This is a genomic window from Variovorax sp. CF079, from assembly GCF_900101545.1.
In the GTDB taxonomy this organism is placed as follows: domain Bacteria; phylum Pseudomonadota; class Gammaproteobacteria; order Burkholderiales; family Burkholderiaceae_C; genus Variovorax.
This window is the reverse complement of the sequence record NZ_FMZU01000010.1, coordinates 26,134-43,478: the sequence shown is the minus strand read 5'-3', so window position 1 is coordinate 43,478 and position 17,345 is coordinate 26,134. Positions and strand designations below refer to the sequence as shown.

The window sequence follows — 17,345 nt, the reverse complement described above, 5'->3', positions numbered from 1 at the left end:
GAATCTACTGCATTTATCTGCTTCTGATTAAACAGAACAATCCATCCCACTGACCCGCGAAGAAGCAAGCGGACCAGCCCTCAACCAACCCTTCCAGGAGCTCAGCCATGAACACATCGCAAGTCGCCATCGTCACCGGCGCATCCCGCGGCATCGGCGCCGCCATCGCCAGCCGCCTCGCCGCCGACGGCTATGCCGTGGTCGTCAACTACGCCGGCAATGCGCAGGAAGCCGCCAAGGTCGTGGACGGCATCGCCGCCGCCGGCGGCCGGGCCGTCGCCGTGCAGGCCGACGTGGCCGATCCGGCCGCGGCGCGCCGCCTCTTCGACGAAGCGATCGCCGCCTACGGCCGCGTCGACGTGCTGGTCAACAACGCCGGCGTCATGCCGCCGGCGCTGCCGCAGCTGGCCGACACCGACGACGCCACCTTCGACCGGCTGTTCTCGGTCAACGTCAAGGGCAGCTTCAACACGATGCGCGAGGCGACGACGCGCCTGCAGACCGGTGGGCGCATCCTCAACTTCTCGACCAGCGTGATCGGCCTCGGCCTGCCGGGCTACGCGATCTACGGCGCGACCAAGGCCGCGATCGAGGTCATGACCAACATCCTCGCCAAGGAGCTGCGCGGCAAGGGCATCACGGTCAACGCCGTCGCGCCGGGCCCCACGGCCACCGCGCTGTTCCTCGACGGCAAGTCGCCCGAAGCCGTCGAGCGCTTCGCCAAGGCCGTGCCGCTGGAACGCCTGGGCACGCCGGAAGACATCGCCAACACGGTGGCCTTGCTCGTCGGCCCGCAGGCCGGCTGGGTCAACGGCCAGACCCTGCGCGCCAACGGCGGCCTGGTCTGAACTCCTCTCACACAGAAAGCAACACCATGAAGAAATCCGTCATCCTCGTGACCGGCGCCTCCACCGGCATCGGCCATCTCACGGCCCGCGCGCTCGCGGCGCAGGGCCACGTCGTCTACGCCAGCATGCGCGACATCGCCGGCCGCAACTCAGCGCGCGTGCGCGAGCTGCGCGACTGGGGTTTTGCAGGCGGCCACGACATCCGCGCGATCGAGCTCGACGTGCTCTCGCAGGCCTCCGCCGACGAAGCGGTTGCGACCATCGTCGGCGAACAGGGCCGGCTCGACGTCGTCGTCCACAACGCGGGCCATCTCGTGGTCGGGCCGACCGAGGCCTTCACGCCGGAGGAGATGGTCAAGGTGTTCGACACCAACGTGCTCGGCACGCAGCGTGTCAACAAGGCCGTGCTGCCCGTGATGCGCGGCCGGCAGTCCGGGCTCGTGCTGTGGGTCAGCAGCACCACGGTGCGTGGCGGCTTCCCGCCCTTCATGGGGCCGTATGCGGCAGCCAAGGCGGCGATGGATTCGTTGGCTGTCACGATGTCCTACGAACTCGCGCGCTTCGGCATCGAGACCTCGATCGTGGTGCCCGGCGCCTTCACCAGCGGCACCGCGCATTTCCAGAATGCGGGCAAGCCGGCGGATGCGGCGACCGTGGCGGCCTACGCGCGCTACGACGGGCTCATGGACCAGGTGGGCGCCAAGCTCAGCGCACTGATGCCCTCGCATGCCGACCCGCAAGCCGTGGCGGACGAGATCGCGCGCATCATCGGGCTGCCGGCCGGCGAGCGGCCGTTCCGCTCGGTGATCGATTTCATCGACGACGGCGCGGGCGCCGTGACCGAAGTGGCCGAGCGCGTGCGCGAAGCCTTCGCGGCGCGCATCGGGATCGCCGACCTGCTCGAGCCCGCGATCCGGGCCTGAGCGCGGCTATTCCTCCGGAACGTACTTGCCGCCCGCGGCCTTGTACTTCTCGATCGCCTTGCTGAGGTCATCGAGCTCCTCGCAGGGCACGGTGCACAGCTTCACCAGCCGCGCATGGCGCTCCTCGGCCTTCGGCAGATCGCCCTTCACGAGATAGAGCTCGCCCGAATATTCGAGCGCGCCGCGGTGGTTGGGGTCGATGCGCAGGGCGGCGTCGTAGAAGCGCTCCGCGCCTTCCAGGTCCGGTGCGGACTTGTTCTTGCGCAGGCTGTAGCCCATCAGGTTGTTCCAGTCGGCGCTGCGCGGGTCGTTCACCCGCTTGAGTTCGGCAATGGCCGCCGGCCAGTTCTTGGCCGTGATCTGCGCCCTGGCGGCCGCCAGCCGAAGCGCGGGCGGCGTCGAGTCGGTATCGGCCGCGAGCGCCGGCTGCAGCGAGAGGGCGGCGAGCAGGACGCAGGCGGCGAATCGATGGAGCATCCTCATGGGCGCCATTTTGCAGCGCCGCGGCAGATCTCAGGGCTCGGGGATGTACTTGTTGCCGGCTGCCTTGTAGCGCTCGATGGCCTGGCTGAGCCGCTCCTGTTCGAAGCATGCGTTGTTGCAGACCAGTTTCAGCGTCGCCAGCCGCTGCTCCGCCTTGGGCAGCTTGTCCAGCACCAGGTAGAGCTCGCCGGAATACGAGAGCGCCCCGCGGTGGCTGGGCTCGATGCGCAGCGCGGTGTCATAGAAGCGTTCTGCGGCCGCATAGTCGGGCGTCCTGGCCTTGCGCAGGCTGAAGCCCATCAGGTTGTTCCAGTCGGCATTGTTCGGGGCGTCCACGCCCTGCAGTTCCGCGATGGCGCCTTTCCAGTCCTTGGCTTCGATCAGCGCCCTCGCGTTCGCAAGGCGGATCGACGCCGGCAGCGATGCCGAGTCCACGGCATGCACGCTCTGGTGCATCGCGAGCGCGGCGAGAAGGATGCAGGCGGCGAGGCTGAAGGTCGTCTTGGTCATGCTGCCGAGAATAGGCAGCGGCGCCGGCCTGGTCTTGAAGATTTGCGCCATCGCCGGCGCGGTGCATCACGCGGTCAGCTTGCCGAAGCCCGAGTCGCGCGCCAGCACGATCGCGCGGCCCCGGTTGTCGACCTCCAGCTTGGCGAACACGCTGGTCAGGTGGTTGCGCACCGTCTTTTCCGACAGGCCTAGCGTCGCTGCGATCTGTGCGTTGTCGCGGCCCTGGGCCAGCAGTTCGAGCAATTGGCGCTCGCGGCCGGTGAGCGCATCGAACACCGGGTCGTGCGCCGGCGCAGCGGCGGGCAGGAATCTGCGCACCTCGGCGAGCCAATGCGCCCAGCCGGGCTCGTCGAGCAGCAGGTGGTTGCCGCTGTCGATCGGCACGAAGCGCGCACCGCGGATGCCGCTCGCGATCAGCCGCCCCTCGGCGAAGGGCACGCGAAGATCGCGCATGCTGTGCAGCACCAAGGTGGGACAGCGCACTTCGGCCAGAAGATGCGTGACGTCGATGCGGTTGAACTCGCGCATGAAGCGCGCGGCGTTGGCGGGCGAGCTGGAGATGCGCTCCAGCTCGTTGAACCAACGGTGCTGTTCGGCCGAGCCTCCCGGAATGAACTGGCTGGTGAAGAACTGGCGGAACGACGCGTCCTCCTTGCCCCAGCCCAGTTCGGCCAGCTTGCACATCATCTCGGCTTCTTCGCGCTGCAGGGCCGTGTTGCTGCGCACCAGGCGCCCGCGCGCATAGCCGCCATGCAGCACCATGTGGCTGACGCGATCCGGATGCTTCGCCGCGTAGGCGATGGCGATCGACGCACCTTGCGAGATGCCGAGCAGGCCGAAGCGCTCGGTGCTCAGCGCGTCGACCACGGTTTCGAGATCGCTCAGCCAGCTGTCGAAGCCGAGATCGTCGACCTCCCAATCCGACAGGCCACAGCCGCGCTCGTCGTAGCGCACGAAGGTGGCGTTGGCTGAGAGCCCGTGCAGCACGTGGCGCCAGACCGGGCTCTCCCAGTCGTACTCCAGGTGCGACAGCCAGGTCGCGGCCTTGATCAGCAGCGGGCCGCTGCCGGACATCGCATAGGCCAGCTGCACCTGGTCATGGCCGCGCGCGAAGCGGATTTCCTGTCGCGGGCGCGGCGGGCCGGCGGCGGATAGATAACTCGATTTCTGCACAGCCTTTAGTTGAGGACGTTTGTCTCCCATGGTCAATCGACCAGATGGCCGGTACCCGGCCGGACCGGCTAAGGCAAGCGCCGGATTTCCGTGCCGAAGCCCTGGAGCCGCTCGACCACATAGGCCGGATCCAGCAACTCCTCGGGGTGGTAAAGCCCCGGCACGACCGCCCAGCCGCCGGCCAGGCCGAGCAGACGCTCGACCGCCAGGGCCGCGCCACGCGCGCTGAGGCCCGAGTAGACGTCGCCGTCGATCAGCGCGTGGCGCGTGACGCCTTGCCGGCCACCCTGCTGCTCACCCGCGATCTCCACGATCACCTCGTGCGAGGGCGCCGCGCGGCGCCGGCCCTCCCTGAGGGCGAGATCGACCCGGATCGACGGCGCGCCGGTCGCGGCCGCGAGGCTCACCACGTCGAGCAGCGGGTAGGCCTGCCCCTCGTGCGTGACGCCGTCGGCATCGACGAAGCGGCGCTTCGCCTGCGCTTCGTTCGCCCACAGCCAGCGGCCTTCATGCCGCAGCAGCGGGCGCGGCGTGCCGTGGCCCAGGCGTTCGATGTCGGCCTGCGCAACCGGCCCGCCGAGGTCGTCGGCATCGAGCAGCCCGCCGATCGCGATCGAATCGACGCGGCGGAACTCGCGCGCGAAATGCAGCGCGGCGAGCGCCGCCGTGCCGCCCAGGTACTGGCCCAGCAACAGGATGGGCGCGCTGTTCGGCTTGCGAACATGGAGCGCCACCTCCGGCCCGATGTCGAACACGAAATCGGAGAAGGACACATGGGGCAGGCCGCGGGCCTGGGCAAACCGCATCGAGTGCAGGCCAGCGTCCTTCAGCAGCACGACCACGGCGCTGTAGCCTGCATCGGCCGGCAGGCCAAGGTCCCTGCGGGCCAGGTCGATCATCACGGCGCCGGCGCCGCCGATCTCGCGTGCGAGCGCACCGGCCTTGTCCATGTCCCGAGCGCCGATCGCGATCGGCAAGCCCGGCTGGAGTTGGCGCAACGTGCGCACGGCCCGGCTGCCCACCTGGCCGGAGCCGCCGATGAACAGGACGGGCTTCATGCCAGGGCTCCCTCGACGACTTGCAAGCCGGCCTCCTGCAGGCGCCGAAGCGCATAGCCCGGCTCGATCAGCACGTCGGGCAGGTAGAGCCCCGGCGGCGCCGCGGCGCCGCCGGCCAGGCCCAGCAGGCGCTCGATGCCGAGCGCCACGCCCACAGCCGTCACGGGCGCCTGGCCGCCCGGATGCACCAGCACATGGCGCGTGCGGCCTGGCTGGCCGTTGCTCTTCAGCCGGCCGCTCATCTCGATGATGATTTCTGTGGAGAAGGGCTCGCCGCGCCGGCGCGAGGCGCTTTCGCCGACGGCCAGGTCCACGCGGATCGAATGGGCGTCGGTGGCGGCGCCCAGGCTCAGCACGTCCAGCGGCGCGTAGGCCTGGCCCTGTTGTTCGACACCTTCCGAGTCCTTGAAGCGGCGCGCGGCGTCTTCGCCGGTGGCCCACATCCACTGCCCGTTCTTCAGGATCTGCGCGCTCGCCGCGGCCTGCGTGATGCGCTCGTAGTCCACGTAGGCCGCCGGACCGCCCATGTCCTGCTCGTCGAGTACCAGTGAGATCTCGATCGTCTCGACGCGCTCGAATCCGGCCGCGAACTGCAGCGTTGCGAAGGTGGCCACGCCGGCCAGCCAGTTGCTGGCCATCAGCACCGGTGCGCTGGCCGGCCTGCGGATGAACCAGGCCACCTCGGGGCCGACCTCGAAGCTGGCGCTGGAGACGCTGAGGTAGGGCAGCCCGTTCGCCTGCGCATAGTCCAGCGAATGCATCGTGTCGTCCTTCAGGAACATCGCGATGGCGCTGTAGCGCTTGCCGGCGGGCTGGCCCAGGTCGGCGCGCGCGAGGTCGATCGCCATCGCGTCTGCATGGCCGATTTCTCGCGCCACCGCCTCGGCCCTGGCCAGGTTTCGCCCGCCGATGGAGATGGGGAGTTCGGGGTGCAGGCGGCGCAAGGCCTTCGCGGCCTGGGCGCCGACGACGCCCGAGCCGCCGATGATGAGCACGGGTTTTGTTGAACGCGCTGGCATGGTGGGAGCTCCTGTCTGGGATTGGGTAAGATGCAATCTACGTCAAGTAACTTACTATTGGTAAGTTACTGAAAGTAGAATCCAGACCAAAGACGCTGTCAAGCCCGCCCCATGAACGACCCTTTGCCCAAAAAGCTGTCCAAGGCCGAGCGCCGCGAACAGCTGCTCGAGACCGCGCTCGCCATCGTGCGGGAGCAGGGCACCGACGCCCTCACGCTCGGCTACCTGGCCGAGCGCGCGGGCGTGAGCAAGCCGATCGCCTACGAACATTTCAAGACACGCTCGGGCCTCCTGATCGCGCTCTACGAGCAGATCGACAACCGCCAGGTCGCGGCGCTGCTGCTGGCGCTCGAACGAACGCCGCGCCGGCTGGAAGAGGTGGCGCGGGTGGTCAGCACCGCCTACATGAACTGCTTCACTTCGGTGGGACCCGAATGGCACGCAATCTCGGCCGCGCTCAAGGGCGACGAGGAGATGGACGCCTTCCAGCGCGAGCTGATCGACAGCTACGTCGCTCTCTACCGCGATGCGCTCGCGCCCTATTCGAAGCTGCCCGAGGACGAATTGCGCCTGCGCTGCGTCGGCATCATCGGCGCCGGCGACGCGATCGCGCGCGACATGGTCCGCGGGCGCATCGACGAGGCCGCGGCGGCGGCGAGCCTGGCCTCATTGATCGTCGGCTGGCTGGCTGCCAAGGCATAGCGCCAACGCCAGCACCGACAGCGGCGCCGACCCCTCGGCCTTGTTGTTGATCGTCACGTAGGCCGCATGGCCCGCGCCGGTGGTGGCGGCGATCACGCGGGCCAGCGTCCCGCGTGTCTCGGGGTCCGGGTCCACGAGCTTGTCGAAGGGCTCGTAGAGCTGCTTGGCTTCCTCGTAGCCGTAGGCGCCGTGCAGCCGGTTCAGGTTCCAGCGGCAGACCAGCGGGCCCGGCCACAGCGCGCGCAGCACCGGCAACTGCTCGCCGATCGGCGGCATCTTGGGATGCAGGCCGAGGCAGTAGGTGGCGCCGGCCTCGCGCAGCACGTCGGCAAAGGCCGGGGTCAGGAACTCGGGATTGCGCACCTCGACCGCGATCACGCCGTCCGGCGCGCTCGGGCGCAGCGCGGGCAAGGCCTGCAGCATGTGCCGCAGGCGCTGCAACAACTCAGGCATTTGCGACAACATCGACGACGGCAGCGGACTGAGCTGGAACACGAGCGCGCCGATCTTGGCGCCCAGGCCGTCGAGCGCCGGCTGCACGAAATCCTGCACCGCCAATGCCGAATCGAGGAAGGCCGGATTGGGCTGCATGCCACGCCCGTCCTCACCGCGCACCAGCGCATCGGCGACGACGCTCGGTGCCTTGACGACGAAGCGGAAGTCTTCCGGCACCTGCTGCGCGTAGGCAGCGAACTGGCTGGCCGACAGCGCGCGGTAGAAGCTGCGGTCCACGCTGACGGTGCGCAACAGCGGATGCTGCGCATAGGCCTTGAGGCCGTGCTTGGACAGCACCGACTGCTCGTACTCGCCGTCCCAGACCAGTCCGGCCCAGCCCGGGAAGAACCAGGAAGAGGTGCCGAGCCGCAGTTGCGGCGGCAGCGCCTTCGCCAGCGCCCGCTGCGCCGCATCGGACGGCGCGGGCTGGACCTTGGCCGCAGCAGCCTGGCCTGCGCGCTTCTTCGGCGCGGGCGAAGCGGGCGCGGGTTCGTTCGGGTCGTCGAAAAGCGAGTCTTGCATCGTGTGGCAGGGCGAGCGCCACATTCTCCAGCAAGCCCTAGCCCAGCTGCCCGCTGGCCAACGCCGCCGCAGCCGAGCGCGTCTCGACGCCCAGCTTCTCGAAGATGTGCTCCAGGTGCTTGTTGACCGTGCGCGGGCTCATGCCGAGGATCTCGCCGATGTCGCGGTTGGTCTTGCCCTTGGCGAGCCAGGACAGCACCTCGGTCTCGCGCGGCGTCAGCGCCGCATCGGCCAGGCGCGAAGTGCCGGCGGCGCCTTCCTTGTGCGGCGCCAGCAGCAGCATCGTTTCGCCCAGCGTCGCGGTGCCCAGGTTGCGCACCGACAGGCGCGTGCCTGCCAAGGTCGAAAGCACCACGCTCGCGCCGCCCGCGAGCACCGGGTCCAGCGCCGCGGGCAGCTGGCCGGGCGCCGAAGGCTCGCCCAGCGCATGCAGCCACAGCGCGGCCTGCGGCGAACGCCAGGCCACGCGGCCCTGCGCGTCGATCAGCACCACGCCCATGCCCGCCACGTCGACCGCGTCGCGCGCCATGCGCGCGATGTGGGCGTTGCGCGCGTGCGTGTGCAGGCGCGCCAGCACCTCCTGCGCGCGGATCGGCTTGACCACGTAGTCGACGCCGCCGCTCTCGAAGCCTTCGACCACGTGCGGCGTTTCGGACAGCCCGGTCATGAAGAGCACCGGGATGTGCGCCAGCGCCGCGTTGGCCTTGATGCGCCGGCAGGTGTCGAAGCCCGACAAGCCCGGCATCAGGCCGTCGAGCAGGATCGCGTCGGGCACCACCAGTTCCAGAAGGCGCAGCGCCGACTCGCCGTCGCCGGCCACCAGCACCGTGTAGCCGCTGGCCTCCAGCGTGTCGCACAGCACGCCCAGGCTGCTCGGCGCATCGTCGACCACCAGCACCACGGGCCGTTCGCTTTCAGGGGTTGGATACATGCAGCAGATCCTCCGAAAGGGCTTTCTTGAAATCCTCGAGCTCGAAGCGCATGACCATGCGGCGCAGGTAGCTGCAGCTGGCGGCCAGCGTCGCGTCTTCGGACGCGAGGCGGTCGAGCGCGCGCTGCAACCCGCGCACGTGGCCGAGTTGCACCAGGCTCATCAGCTCGGTGCGTGCGTCTTCCGGCAGGCCCAGCTGCTGCGGCGGCGCGGCTTCGGCCGGCGGCGGCGCATGGCCGGGCACCATCCATTCCAGGCCGAGGTGGCGCTCCAGCGTCATGATCAGCTCGGACTCGATCACCGGCTTGCCGATGAAGGCCTGGCAGCCGGCCATGCGCAGTCGCTCGCCCTGGTTCTCGAACACGTTGGCCGAGACCATCACGATCGGCACCGCGTCGAAGCCGGCGGCGCGAACGAGGGCGGCCGTCTGCCAGCCGTCCATGTCGTCCATGCTGATGTCGAGCAGGATGGCCGAGGGCACGTGCTCGCGCAGGCTGTCGAGGCACTCGGTGCCGCTGGCGGCCTCGCGCACGTCGAAGCCCAGCGGCGCCAGCATGCCGGCCAGCATTTGGCGCTGCACCGGCTGGTCGTCCACCACCAGCAGCGTGCGGCGTGGGCCGAAGTAGCCGGAGATCTGGCGTTGCGGCTCGGCCTGCGGTCCGGGATCGGGCACCTCGCGCAAGTAGACCCGCACGCTGAAGGTGCTGCCGGCGGCCGAACTCGCGGTCAAGGTGAGTTCGCCGCCCATCAGCGAGGTCAAGAGGCCGGTGATGGTCAGGCCCAGTCCGGTGCCCGGTTCGCCGCGCTGGCGGCCCGCGGCGCCGCGCTCGAAGGGCAGGAAGATGCGCTGGTGGTCCTGCGGCGCCACGCCGATGCCGGTGTCGACGACGTCGAAGCGCAGCACCTGCCGCCGCGCATCGACGTGCAGCGTGACCGTGCCGGCATCGGTGAAGCGCACCGCGTTCGCGAGCAGGTTGATCAGGATCTGCCGCAGCCGCTTGGCATCGGCCTGCACCCAGGCCGGCAGCCGCCCGCTCTTCGTGAAGACGAAGGCCAAGCCCTTGGCCTCGGCCTGCGGCCGCACCATGCGCACCACCTCGTCGAGGAACTCGGGCAGCGGCAGCGGCATGCGCTCCAGCTGCAGCCGGCCGGCTTCGATGCGCGCCAGGTCGAGCAGGCCGTCGATCAGGCTCAGCATGTGCTCGCCGCTGTGGTGGATGGTCTGCAGCGCGTCGCGCGGCGGGATCTGCTTGCCGTCCTCCTTCAACAGGATCTGCGAGTAGCCGAGGATGCTGTTGAGCGGCGTGCGCAGCTCGTGCGTCATGCCGGCCACGTAGCGCGTCTTGGCCTGGTTGGCGGCCTCGGCCGCGTCCTTGGCCGCCTGTAGCGCGGCGTCGGTGCGCTGGTGCGCCTCGATCTCCAGCGTGAGCAGGTGGTTGTGGCGATTAGATTCCTCCTGCGCCATCTCGCGGCTTTCGCTGCCGAGCACCACCCACCAGGCGCCCAGCGCCGCGGCCAGCGAGAGCAGCGCGAAGGCCTTGAGGAAGGCATCGCGCAGCGCGCCGCGCTCCACCGTGCTCTGGATCAGCTGCTGCTCGTACACCACGCCCATGATCACGGCCAGCAGCAGGATGAAGGAGCTCGCCACCACCAGATAGCGCGCCACGCGGAAGTTGAGCCGTGCCGAGAGCGCGGGCGGCAGCAGCGCCGTCAACCAGGTGTTGACCTGCTCGGCCGCGCGCGAACCGGTCTTGCAGCGGTCGTGGCAGCGCGACTCCAGCGTGCAGCACAGCGAGCAGATCGGCGCGTTGTAGGCCGGGCAATGGGCCATGTCCTCCGATTCGAAGGCGTTCTCGCAGACCGAGCACTTCACGCTTTGGCCCGGCGCCCAGGGCGTGTCGCCGCTGCGCGCGAGGTAGTAGCGCCCGCGCGTCCACCAGGCGAGCAGCGGCGAGACGAGGAGGGCAGTCAGGAGCGCGATGAAGGGCGAGAAGGCCTGGGCCAGCGGACCCAGCGCGCCGGCATAGGCCACGATGCCCAGCAGCGCGGCCACCAGCATCGCGCCAAGCCCCACGGGATTGATGTCGTAGAGGTGCGCGCGCTTGAACTCGATGTGCTTCGGGCTCCAGCCCAGCGGCTTGTTGATGACCAGGTCGGCCACCAGCGCGCCGACCCAGGCGATGGCGAGGTTGCTGTAGAGGCCCAGCACGTTCTCGAGCGCAGCGAAGACGCCCAGCGTCATCAGCAGCACCGCGATCATCACGTTGAACACCAGCCAGACCACGCGGCCCGGATGGCTGTGCGTGAGGCGCGCGAAGAAGTTCGACCAGGCCAGCGAGCCCGCATAGGCATTGGTGAGGTTGATCTTGATCTGCGACACCACCACGAAGAGCGTGGTCGCACCCAGCACCCAGGCCGGGTTGCCGAACACGTAGCCGAAGCCGGCCAGGTACATCTGCGTCGGCTCGACCGCCTGCTCGCTCGGGATCTGATGCTGCAGTGCCAGGAAGGCCAGGAAGGCGCCGCCCAGCATCTTCAGCATGCCCGGCACGATCCAGCCGGCGCCGGCGACGAGCACCGCGCCCCACCAGCGGCGCCGGTTGGCAGGCGTCTTCTCCGGCAGGAAGCGCAGGTAGTCGACCTGCTCGCCGATCTGCACCACCAGCGAGAAGGCCACTGTCGCGCCGGCGCCGAACATGATGGCGTCGAAGCCGCTGCTGCTCGAAATGCGGCCCGAGAGGCTGGTGAAATCGCTGAAGGCCTGCGGGTTCTTCAGCAGCACTGCGATGTAGGGGCAGACGAAGAGAACCATCCAGATCGGCTGCGTCCACAGTTGCAGCCGCGAGATCAGCGTGATGCCGTACATCACGATCGGGATCACCACCAGCGACGAGACCAGGTAGCACGCCGGCAGCGGCCAGCCGAAGTAGAGCTGCAACGCGAGCGCGAGGATGGCCGCCTCCAGCGCGAAGAAGATGAAGGTGAAGCTCGCGTAGATGAGCGAAGTCAGCGTGGAGCCGAGATAGCCGAAGCCGGCGCCGCGCGTCAGCAGGTCCATGTCCAGCCCGTACTTGGCTGCGTAGTAGCCGATCGGCAGGCCGGTGAGGAAGGTGATGAGGCCCACCACCAGGATGGCCCACACCGCGTTCGAGAAACCGTAGCTCAGCGCGATGGTGCCGCCGATGGCTTCGAGCGCGAGGAAGGAGGTGGCGCCGAAGGCCGTGTTAGCGACCCGGAACTCCGACCACTTGCGAAAGCTGCGCGGCGTGTAGCGCAGCGCGTAGTCCTCCAGGGTTTCGTCGGCGACCCAGGCGTTGTAGTCGCGGCGAATCCTGAAGATTTTCTGGCCTGTCACAGATTGCATGGTGTTCCGGCGCTCGGCAGTGGAAGGCATGCGTTGCAAGAAGCGCTCCTGCTGGGCCGTGGGCAAGGCGGGCAGTGTGGCGCCGGGCGGCGCGGGCCCCGATACGTTGATTGACGTATTCGGATCGCCGGGTCCTCTTCCTAGAGTGGCGGCCATGGTGCCGGTCGCACCGCCGGCTGGATGCACAGCGGTGGTGCGCAGCAACCCAAAGCCTTTTCACAACCCGCCTGGAGAGTTCGATATGTCCCGTGACCCCAACGCCTCCCCCGAGTCGCTGCTGCAGCAGCGCCGCCGCCTGATCCAGGGCGCCGCCGCGCTGCCGATGCTGGGCCTCGGTGGCCTCGCCTTCGGCCAGCAATTCCCGACGGCCAAGGTGAACACCACCAAGCTCGCGGTGACCGACACCGAAGTGACGGTCGGCCAGCTGCATTCGTCCAGCGGCACGATGGCGATTTCCGAGACCGGTTCGATCCAGGCCGAGCAGCTCGCCATCGACGAGATCAACGCCATGGGCGGCATCCTCGGGCGCAAGATCAAGGTGATCAAGGAAGACGGCGCTTCCGACTGGCCGACCTTCGCCGAGAAGTCGAAGAAGCTGCTGGTCAACGACAAGGTCGCGACCGTGTTCGGCTGCTGGACCTCGGCCTCGCGCAAGGCGGTGCTGCCAGTGTTCGAGAAGGAGAACGGCCTCCTGTACTACCCGACCTTCTACGAAGGCCTGGAGCAGAGCAAGAACGTGATCTACACCGGCCAGGAAGCCACGCAGCAGATCATCTGGGGTCTGGACTGGGGCGCGAAGGAGAAGAAGGCCAAGACCTTCTTCCTGGTCGGTTCCGACTACATCTGGCCGCGCACCTCGATGAAGATCGCGCGCAAGCACATCGAGAACTTCCAGAAAGGTTCGGTCAAGGGCGAGGAGTACTACCCGCTGGGCCACACCAACTTCAACTCGCTGATCAACAAGATCAAGGTCGCCAAGCCGGACTGCATCTTCGCGGCGGTGGTGGGCGGCTCCAACGTCGCCTTCTACAAACAGCTCAAGGCCGCAGGCATCACCGGCGACAAGCAGTTCCTCTTGACGCTGGCGGTGACGGAGGACGAGATGACGGGCGTGGGCGGCGAGAACTTCGCCGGCTTCTATTCGTCGATGAAGTACTTCCAGACGCTGCCGAACGACAACAACAAGAAGTTCGTCGCCGCCTTCAAGGCCAAGTACGGCAAGGACTCGGTGATCGGCGACGTCACGCAGGCCGGCTATCTCGGGCCCTGGCTCTGGAAGGCCGCGGTCGAGAAGGCCGGCAGCTTCGACGTCGACAAGGTGGTCGCCGCTTCGCCGGGCATCGAGCTGAAGACCGCGCCCGAAGGCTACGTGAAGCTGGACCCGAACCACCACCTGTGGAGCAAGGCGCGCATCGGGCAGGGCATGCCGGACGGCAGCTTCAAGGTGGTGGCGGAGTCGAGCGAGCTCATCAAGCCGGATCCGTTCCCCAAAGGCTACCAGTAAGGACTTCGCTCCCTCCCCCTCTGGGGGGCAGGGGTGGGGGCATGCGGCGCGCGCATTCGACCGCTGCTGGCCCCCATCCCAACCTTCCCCCAGAGGGGGAAGGAGTCAAAACCATCGGATCTTCGCCATGAACTTTTCGGACATGTTGAACATCGGCCTGATGCAGGGCTTCGCGGGCCTGAGCCTGTTCGCGGTGCTGCTGCTGATGGGCCTGGGGCTGGCGATCATCTTCGGCCAGATGGGCGTCATCAACATGGCGCACGGCGAGTTCATGACGATCGGGGCCTACACGATCTACCTGGGCTCGACGCTGACTGAGGCGCACGCACCGGCCTTGCTGCCGTACTACTTCCCGCTCGCCATCGTGATGGCCTTCGTGTTCGCCTTCATCGCCGGCTGGCTGGTGGAGTGGGGGCTGATCCGGCACCTCTACAAGCGCCCGCTGGACACCCTGCTGGCCACCTGGGGCATCAGCCTCGGGCTGCAGCAGATCTTCCGCACCGGCATCGGGCCCAAGGAAGTGAGCCCGACGCTGCCCGAGTGGCTGATGGGCTCGTGGGCGCCGGCCGAGGGGCTGGACATCCCGATCAACGGCCTCTTCGTGCTGGCGCTCACCGCCTTCGTGACGGCGGGCATCCTGATCGCGCTGCACCGAAGCCGCTGGGGCCTGCGCGTGCGCGCCACGGTCGCCAATCGCCAGATGGCCAACGCGACCGGCATCGACACCAGGAAGACCGACCGCTTGACCTTCGCGATCGGCTGCGGCATCGCCGGCGTGGCGGGCGCGGCCTTCACCACCATCGGCTCGACCGGGCCGACCTCGGGCCAGCTCTACATCGTCGACGCCTTCCTGGTCGTCACCTTCGGCGGCGCGGCCAGCCTGCTGGGCACGGTGGTGTCGGCCTTCGGCATCGCGCAGACGCAGTCGATCTCGGAGTTCTTCATCACCGGCTCGATGGCCAAGGTGCTCACGCTCTCGCTGATCGTGCTCATTCTGATGATGCGCCCGCAAGGCCTCTTTGCCGTCAAGGTGCGGCGCTAGGACTTCTCACATGACTTCGCTTTTCGATTCGTTCAAGCGCTCGGGCCTGTGGAGCGTGATCGTGCTGGCGGTCCTGCTGGCGGTCGTGCTGCCGGCGACGCTCGACATCTTCCGCCTCAACCTGGTCGGCAAGTACCTCACCTACGCCTTCGTCGCCGTCGGCCTGGTGATGGTGTGGGGCTACGGCGGCGTGCTGAGCCTGGGGCAGGGCGTCTTCTTCGGGCTCGGGGGCTACGCGATGGCGATGTTCCTGAAGCTGGAGGCCTCGGACCCCGAGACCACCAAGATCCAGTCGACGCCGGGAATCCCCGACTTCATGGACTGGAACCAGATCACCGAGCTGCCGATGCTCTGGCTGCCCTTCAAGAGCCTGCCGCTGACGGTGATCCTGGTGATCGCGGTGCCGACGGCACTGGCCTGGCTGATCAGCTTCGCGATGTTCAAGCGCCGCGTGGGCGGCGTGTACTTCGCGATCATCACGCAGGCGGTGGCGCTGATCCTGTCGGTGCTGATCATCGGCCAGCAGGGCTACACCGGCGGCGTCAACGGCATGACCGACCTGAAGACGGTGCTGGGCTGGGACACGCGCACCGACAGCGCCAAGTACATCCTCTACTACCTCTGCGTCGGCCTGCTGATGGCCAGCATCCTGCTGTGCCTGTGGATCCAGAAGAGCAAGCTCGGCACGCTGCTGCTCGCCATGCGCGACAAGGAAGACCGGGTGCGCTTCTCGGGCTACGACGTCTCGAACTTCAAGGTCTTCACCTTCTGCCTCGCCGCCGCGCTCTCGGGCATCGGCGGTGCGATGTTCGCGCTGCAGGTGGGCTTCATGTCGCCGTCTTTCGTCGGCATCGTGCCCTCGATCGAGATGGTGATCTTCGCGGCCGTCGGCGGGCGCATGAGCCTGGTAGGTGCGGTGTACGGCGCGCTGCTGGTGAACGCGGGCAAGACCTTCTTCTCCGAGAGCTTTCCGGATCTGTGGCTGTTCCTGATGGCCGCGCTCTTCATCGGCGTCACGCTCGCCTTCCCGATGGGCTTGGCCGGGCTGTGGGAGAGCCATATCAAGCCCTGGTGGCTGCGCCGCGCCGCCGAGCGGAAGCTGCATGCCGAGCAACTGGCCGCCGCGCAGGCCCACTATCCGGAGCCGCCGCCGAAGGCGAGCCGCACTGTCGCTGAACCCTCGCTGCCCGACGGTGTCGGCAGCCAGAGCGCCTGAGGATTCTTCATGAGCAGCAACACCGACTTCGCGCTCGCAGTGGAAGACCTCAGCGTCTCCTTCGACGGCTTCAAGGCCATCGACGATCTCACGCTCTACATCGACCGCAACGAGCTGCGCGTGATCATCGGCCCCAACGGCGCCGGCAAGACCACATTGCTCGACCTGATCTGCGGCAAGACCAGGGCCACGAGCGGCAGCATCAAATTCCAGAACACCGAGCTCACCAAGATGGCCGAGCACAAGCGCGTGCGCCTGGGCATCGGGCGCAAGTTCCAGACCCCCTCGATCTACGAGAACCTGAGCGTGTTCCAGAACCTCGAGGTGTCCTTCCCCAAGGGGCGCTCGGTGTTCGGTGCACTGGCCTTCCAGTGCGACGACGAAGTCAAGGCCAAGGTGCAGGCGGTGGCCGATGACATCGGCCTGGCCGGCAAGCTGCATACCGAAGCCGGCCTGCTCTCGCACGGCCAGAAGCAGTGGCTCGAGATCGGCATGCTGCTGATGCAGGAGCCCGAGCTGCTGATGCTCGACGAACCCATCGCCGGCATGAGCGCGCGCGAGCGCGAGCTGACGGCCGAGCTGCTCAAGCGCATCTGCAGGAACCGCGCGGTGATCGTGATCGAGCACGACATGGATTTCGTCAAGCAGATCGCGCACAAGGTCACCGTGATGCACCAGGGAAAGATCCTGGCCGAAGGGCCGATGGAGAAGGTGCAGGCCGACCCGAAAGTCATCGACGTCTACCTCGGTCATTGAGAGAAAGAGACCCATGCTCCAAGTGACAGACCTTCACGTCGCCTACGGCCAGAGCGAGGCGTTGCACGGCATCTCCTTCGAGGCCAGGGCCAACGAGACCGTCGCCATCATGGGCCGCAACGGCATGGGCAAGACCACGCTGTTCAAGAGCCTGATGGGCGTGCTGCCCATCAAGAGCGGAAGAATCGAGGTCGCGGGCCAGGACGTGTCGCGCGACGAGAGCTTCCGCCGCGTGGCCAAGGGCATCGCCTACGTGCCGCAGGGCCGCATGATCTTCCCGACGCTGACGGTCGAGGAAAACATCCAGACCGGCCTGGAGAACGCCAAGGTCAAGCGCATCCCCGAGGAGATCTATGCGCTTTTCCCGGTGCTCTTCGACATGAAGCGGCGCAAGGGCGGCAACCTCTCGGGCGGCCAGCAGCAGCAGCTGGCCATCGCTCGCGCGCTGGTCACCGAACCCAAGGTGCTGCTGCTCGACGAGCCCACAGAAGGCATCCAGCCTTCGATCATCAAGGACATCGCGAAGGCGCTCAACGAGATCCGCAAGATGCGGCAGATCACGATCGTCGTGTCCGAACAGGTGCTGAGCTTCGCGCTGGACGTCGCGGATCGGCTGTTCGTGATCGAAGGCGGCCGCCTGGTCCACGAGACCGCGCGCGACAAGACCGACGTCAATCACATCAAGGCCTACCTCTCCGTGTGACATGACCACCCCCGTTTCTTGCTCACTTCGTGTAGCCGAATCCCCCCTCAAGGGGGCGACACCGGTGGCCCGGCAAAGCCGGTTCCACGGTGTCCC

16 protein-coding genes are annotated in these 17,345 nt (G+C 67.8%); 8 read left to right on the top strand and 8 right to left on the bottom strand.

All coding sequences use genetic code 11. The annotated features are described in order from the left end of the window. The first annotated feature begins 107 nt into the window (after positions 1-107). Positions 108-848 carry an SDR family oxidoreductase gene (locus tag BLS74_RS14770; RefSeq protein ID WP_093107453.1) on the top strand — a complete coding sequence of 247 codons (741 nt, stop codon included), beginning with the start codon at positions 108-110 and terminating at the stop codon, positions 846-848. A gap of 26 nt (positions 849-874) precedes the next feature. After that, positions 875-1,771: an SDR family oxidoreductase gene (locus BLS74_RS14765; protein WP_093107451.1), complete on the top strand. Its 897-nt coding sequence runs from the start codon at positions 875-877 to the stop codon at positions 1,769-1,771. A gap of 6 nt (positions 1,772-1,777) precedes the next feature. On the opposite strand, the gene BLS74_RS14760 is transcribed toward BLS74_RS14765, so the two are convergent. The 5 genes from BLS74_RS14760 to BLS74_RS14740 form a co-directional block, all read right to left on the bottom strand. Then, on the bottom strand, positions 1,778-2,248 hold the full coding sequence (locus BLS74_RS14760; protein WP_244503881.1) for a tetratricopeptide repeat protein: 471 nt from the start codon (positions 2,246-2,248) through the stop codon (positions 1,778-1,780). 36 nt (positions 2,249-2,284) lie between these two features. Beyond that, positions 2,285-2,764 (bottom strand): hypothetical protein, encoded by a 480-nt coding sequence (locus tag BLS74_RS14755; protein WP_093107838.1) that lies wholly within the window; start codon positions 2,762-2,764, stop codon positions 2,285-2,287. Positions 2,765-2,830: 66 nt separating this feature from the next. Continuing rightward, positions 2,831-3,967, bottom strand: coding sequence for an alpha/beta fold hydrolase (locus tag BLS74_RS14750; RefSeq protein ID WP_093107447.1), 1,137 nt, complete (start codon positions 3,965-3,967; stop codon positions 2,831-2,833). A gap of 38 nt (positions 3,968-4,005) precedes the next feature. Further along, positions 4,006-4,995, bottom strand: coding sequence for a saccharopine dehydrogenase (locus BLS74_RS14745; protein ID WP_093107445.1), 990 nt, complete (start codon positions 4,993-4,995; stop codon positions 4,006-4,008). Further along, entirely contained in the window at positions 4,992-6,014 is a 1,023-nt protein-coding gene (locus BLS74_RS14740; protein ID WP_093107444.1) for a saccharopine dehydrogenase, read from the bottom strand. The genes BLS74_RS14745 and BLS74_RS14740 overlap by 4 nt, the downstream gene beginning before the upstream one ends. Before the next feature lie 111 nt (positions 6,015-6,125). Between BLS74_RS14740 and BLS74_RS14735 the strand changes: the two genes are divergently transcribed. Next, positions 6,126-6,716, top strand: a complete 591-nt coding sequence (locus tag BLS74_RS14735) for a TetR/AcrR family transcriptional regulator (protein ID WP_093107442.1) — start codon at positions 6,126-6,128, stop codon at positions 6,714-6,716. Here the strand turns inward: BLS74_RS14735 and BLS74_RS14730 are convergent. Genes BLS74_RS14730 through BLS74_RS14720 form a run of 3 tightly spaced genes read right to left on the bottom strand, consistent with a single transcriptional unit; the run spans position 6,681 to position 12,028 of the window. Then, positions 6,681-7,733 carry a DUF72 domain-containing protein gene (locus BLS74_RS14730; RefSeq protein ID WP_093107836.1) on the bottom strand — a complete coding sequence of 351 codons (1,053 nt, stop codon included), beginning with the start codon at positions 7,731-7,733 and terminating at the stop codon, positions 6,681-6,683. The genes BLS74_RS14735 and BLS74_RS14730 overlap by 36 nt on opposite strands. Positions 7,734-7,770: 37 nt before the next feature. Next, complete coding sequence (locus tag BLS74_RS14725) at positions 7,771-8,664, bottom strand: response regulator transcription factor (RefSeq protein WP_093107439.1); 894 nt, start codon at positions 8,662-8,664, stop codon at positions 7,771-7,773. Then, positions 8,648-12,028: a hybrid sensor histidine kinase/response regulator gene (locus BLS74_RS14720; RefSeq protein ID WP_093107834.1), complete on the bottom strand. Its 3,381-nt coding sequence runs from the start codon at positions 12,026-12,028 to the stop codon at positions 8,648-8,650. Before BLS74_RS14720 ends, BLS74_RS14725 begins: the two co-directional genes overlap by 17 nt. Positions 12,029-12,269: 241 nt before the next feature. Here BLS74_RS14720 and urtA point away from each other — a divergent pair, with 241 nt between their 5' ends. From urtA to urtE, 5 genes are all read left to right on the top strand, one after another. Beyond that, a complete protein-coding gene (gene urtA / locus BLS74_RS14715) occupies positions 12,270-13,532 on the top strand; it encodes an urea ABC transporter substrate-binding protein (RefSeq protein ID WP_093107437.1) in 1,263 nt (420 codons plus the stop codon). Positions 13,533-13,659: 127 nt separating this feature from the next. Further along, positions 13,660-14,574 (top strand): urea ABC transporter permease subunit UrtB, encoded by a 915-nt coding sequence (gene urtB / locus BLS74_RS14710; RefSeq protein WP_093107435.1) that lies wholly within the window; start codon positions 13,660-13,662, stop codon positions 14,572-14,574. Positions 14,575-14,584: 10 nt separating this feature from the next. Continuing rightward, complete coding sequence (gene urtC / locus BLS74_RS14705) at positions 14,585-15,790, top strand: urea ABC transporter permease subunit UrtC (protein ID WP_093107433.1); 1,206 nt, start codon at positions 14,585-14,587, stop codon at positions 15,788-15,790. Positions 15,791-15,799: 9 nt separating this feature from the next. After that, positions 15,800-16,546, top strand: coding sequence for an urea ABC transporter ATP-binding protein UrtD (gene urtD / locus BLS74_RS14700; RefSeq protein ID WP_093107431.1), 747 nt, complete (start codon positions 15,800-15,802; stop codon positions 16,544-16,546). Positions 16,547-16,559: 13 nt separating this feature from the next. Further along, complete coding sequence (gene urtE / locus BLS74_RS14695; protein WP_093107429.1) at positions 16,560-17,249, top strand: urea ABC transporter ATP-binding subunit UrtE; 690 nt, start codon at positions 16,560-16,562, stop codon at positions 17,247-17,249. The last annotated feature ends 96 nt before the right edge of the window (positions 17,250-17,345 follow it).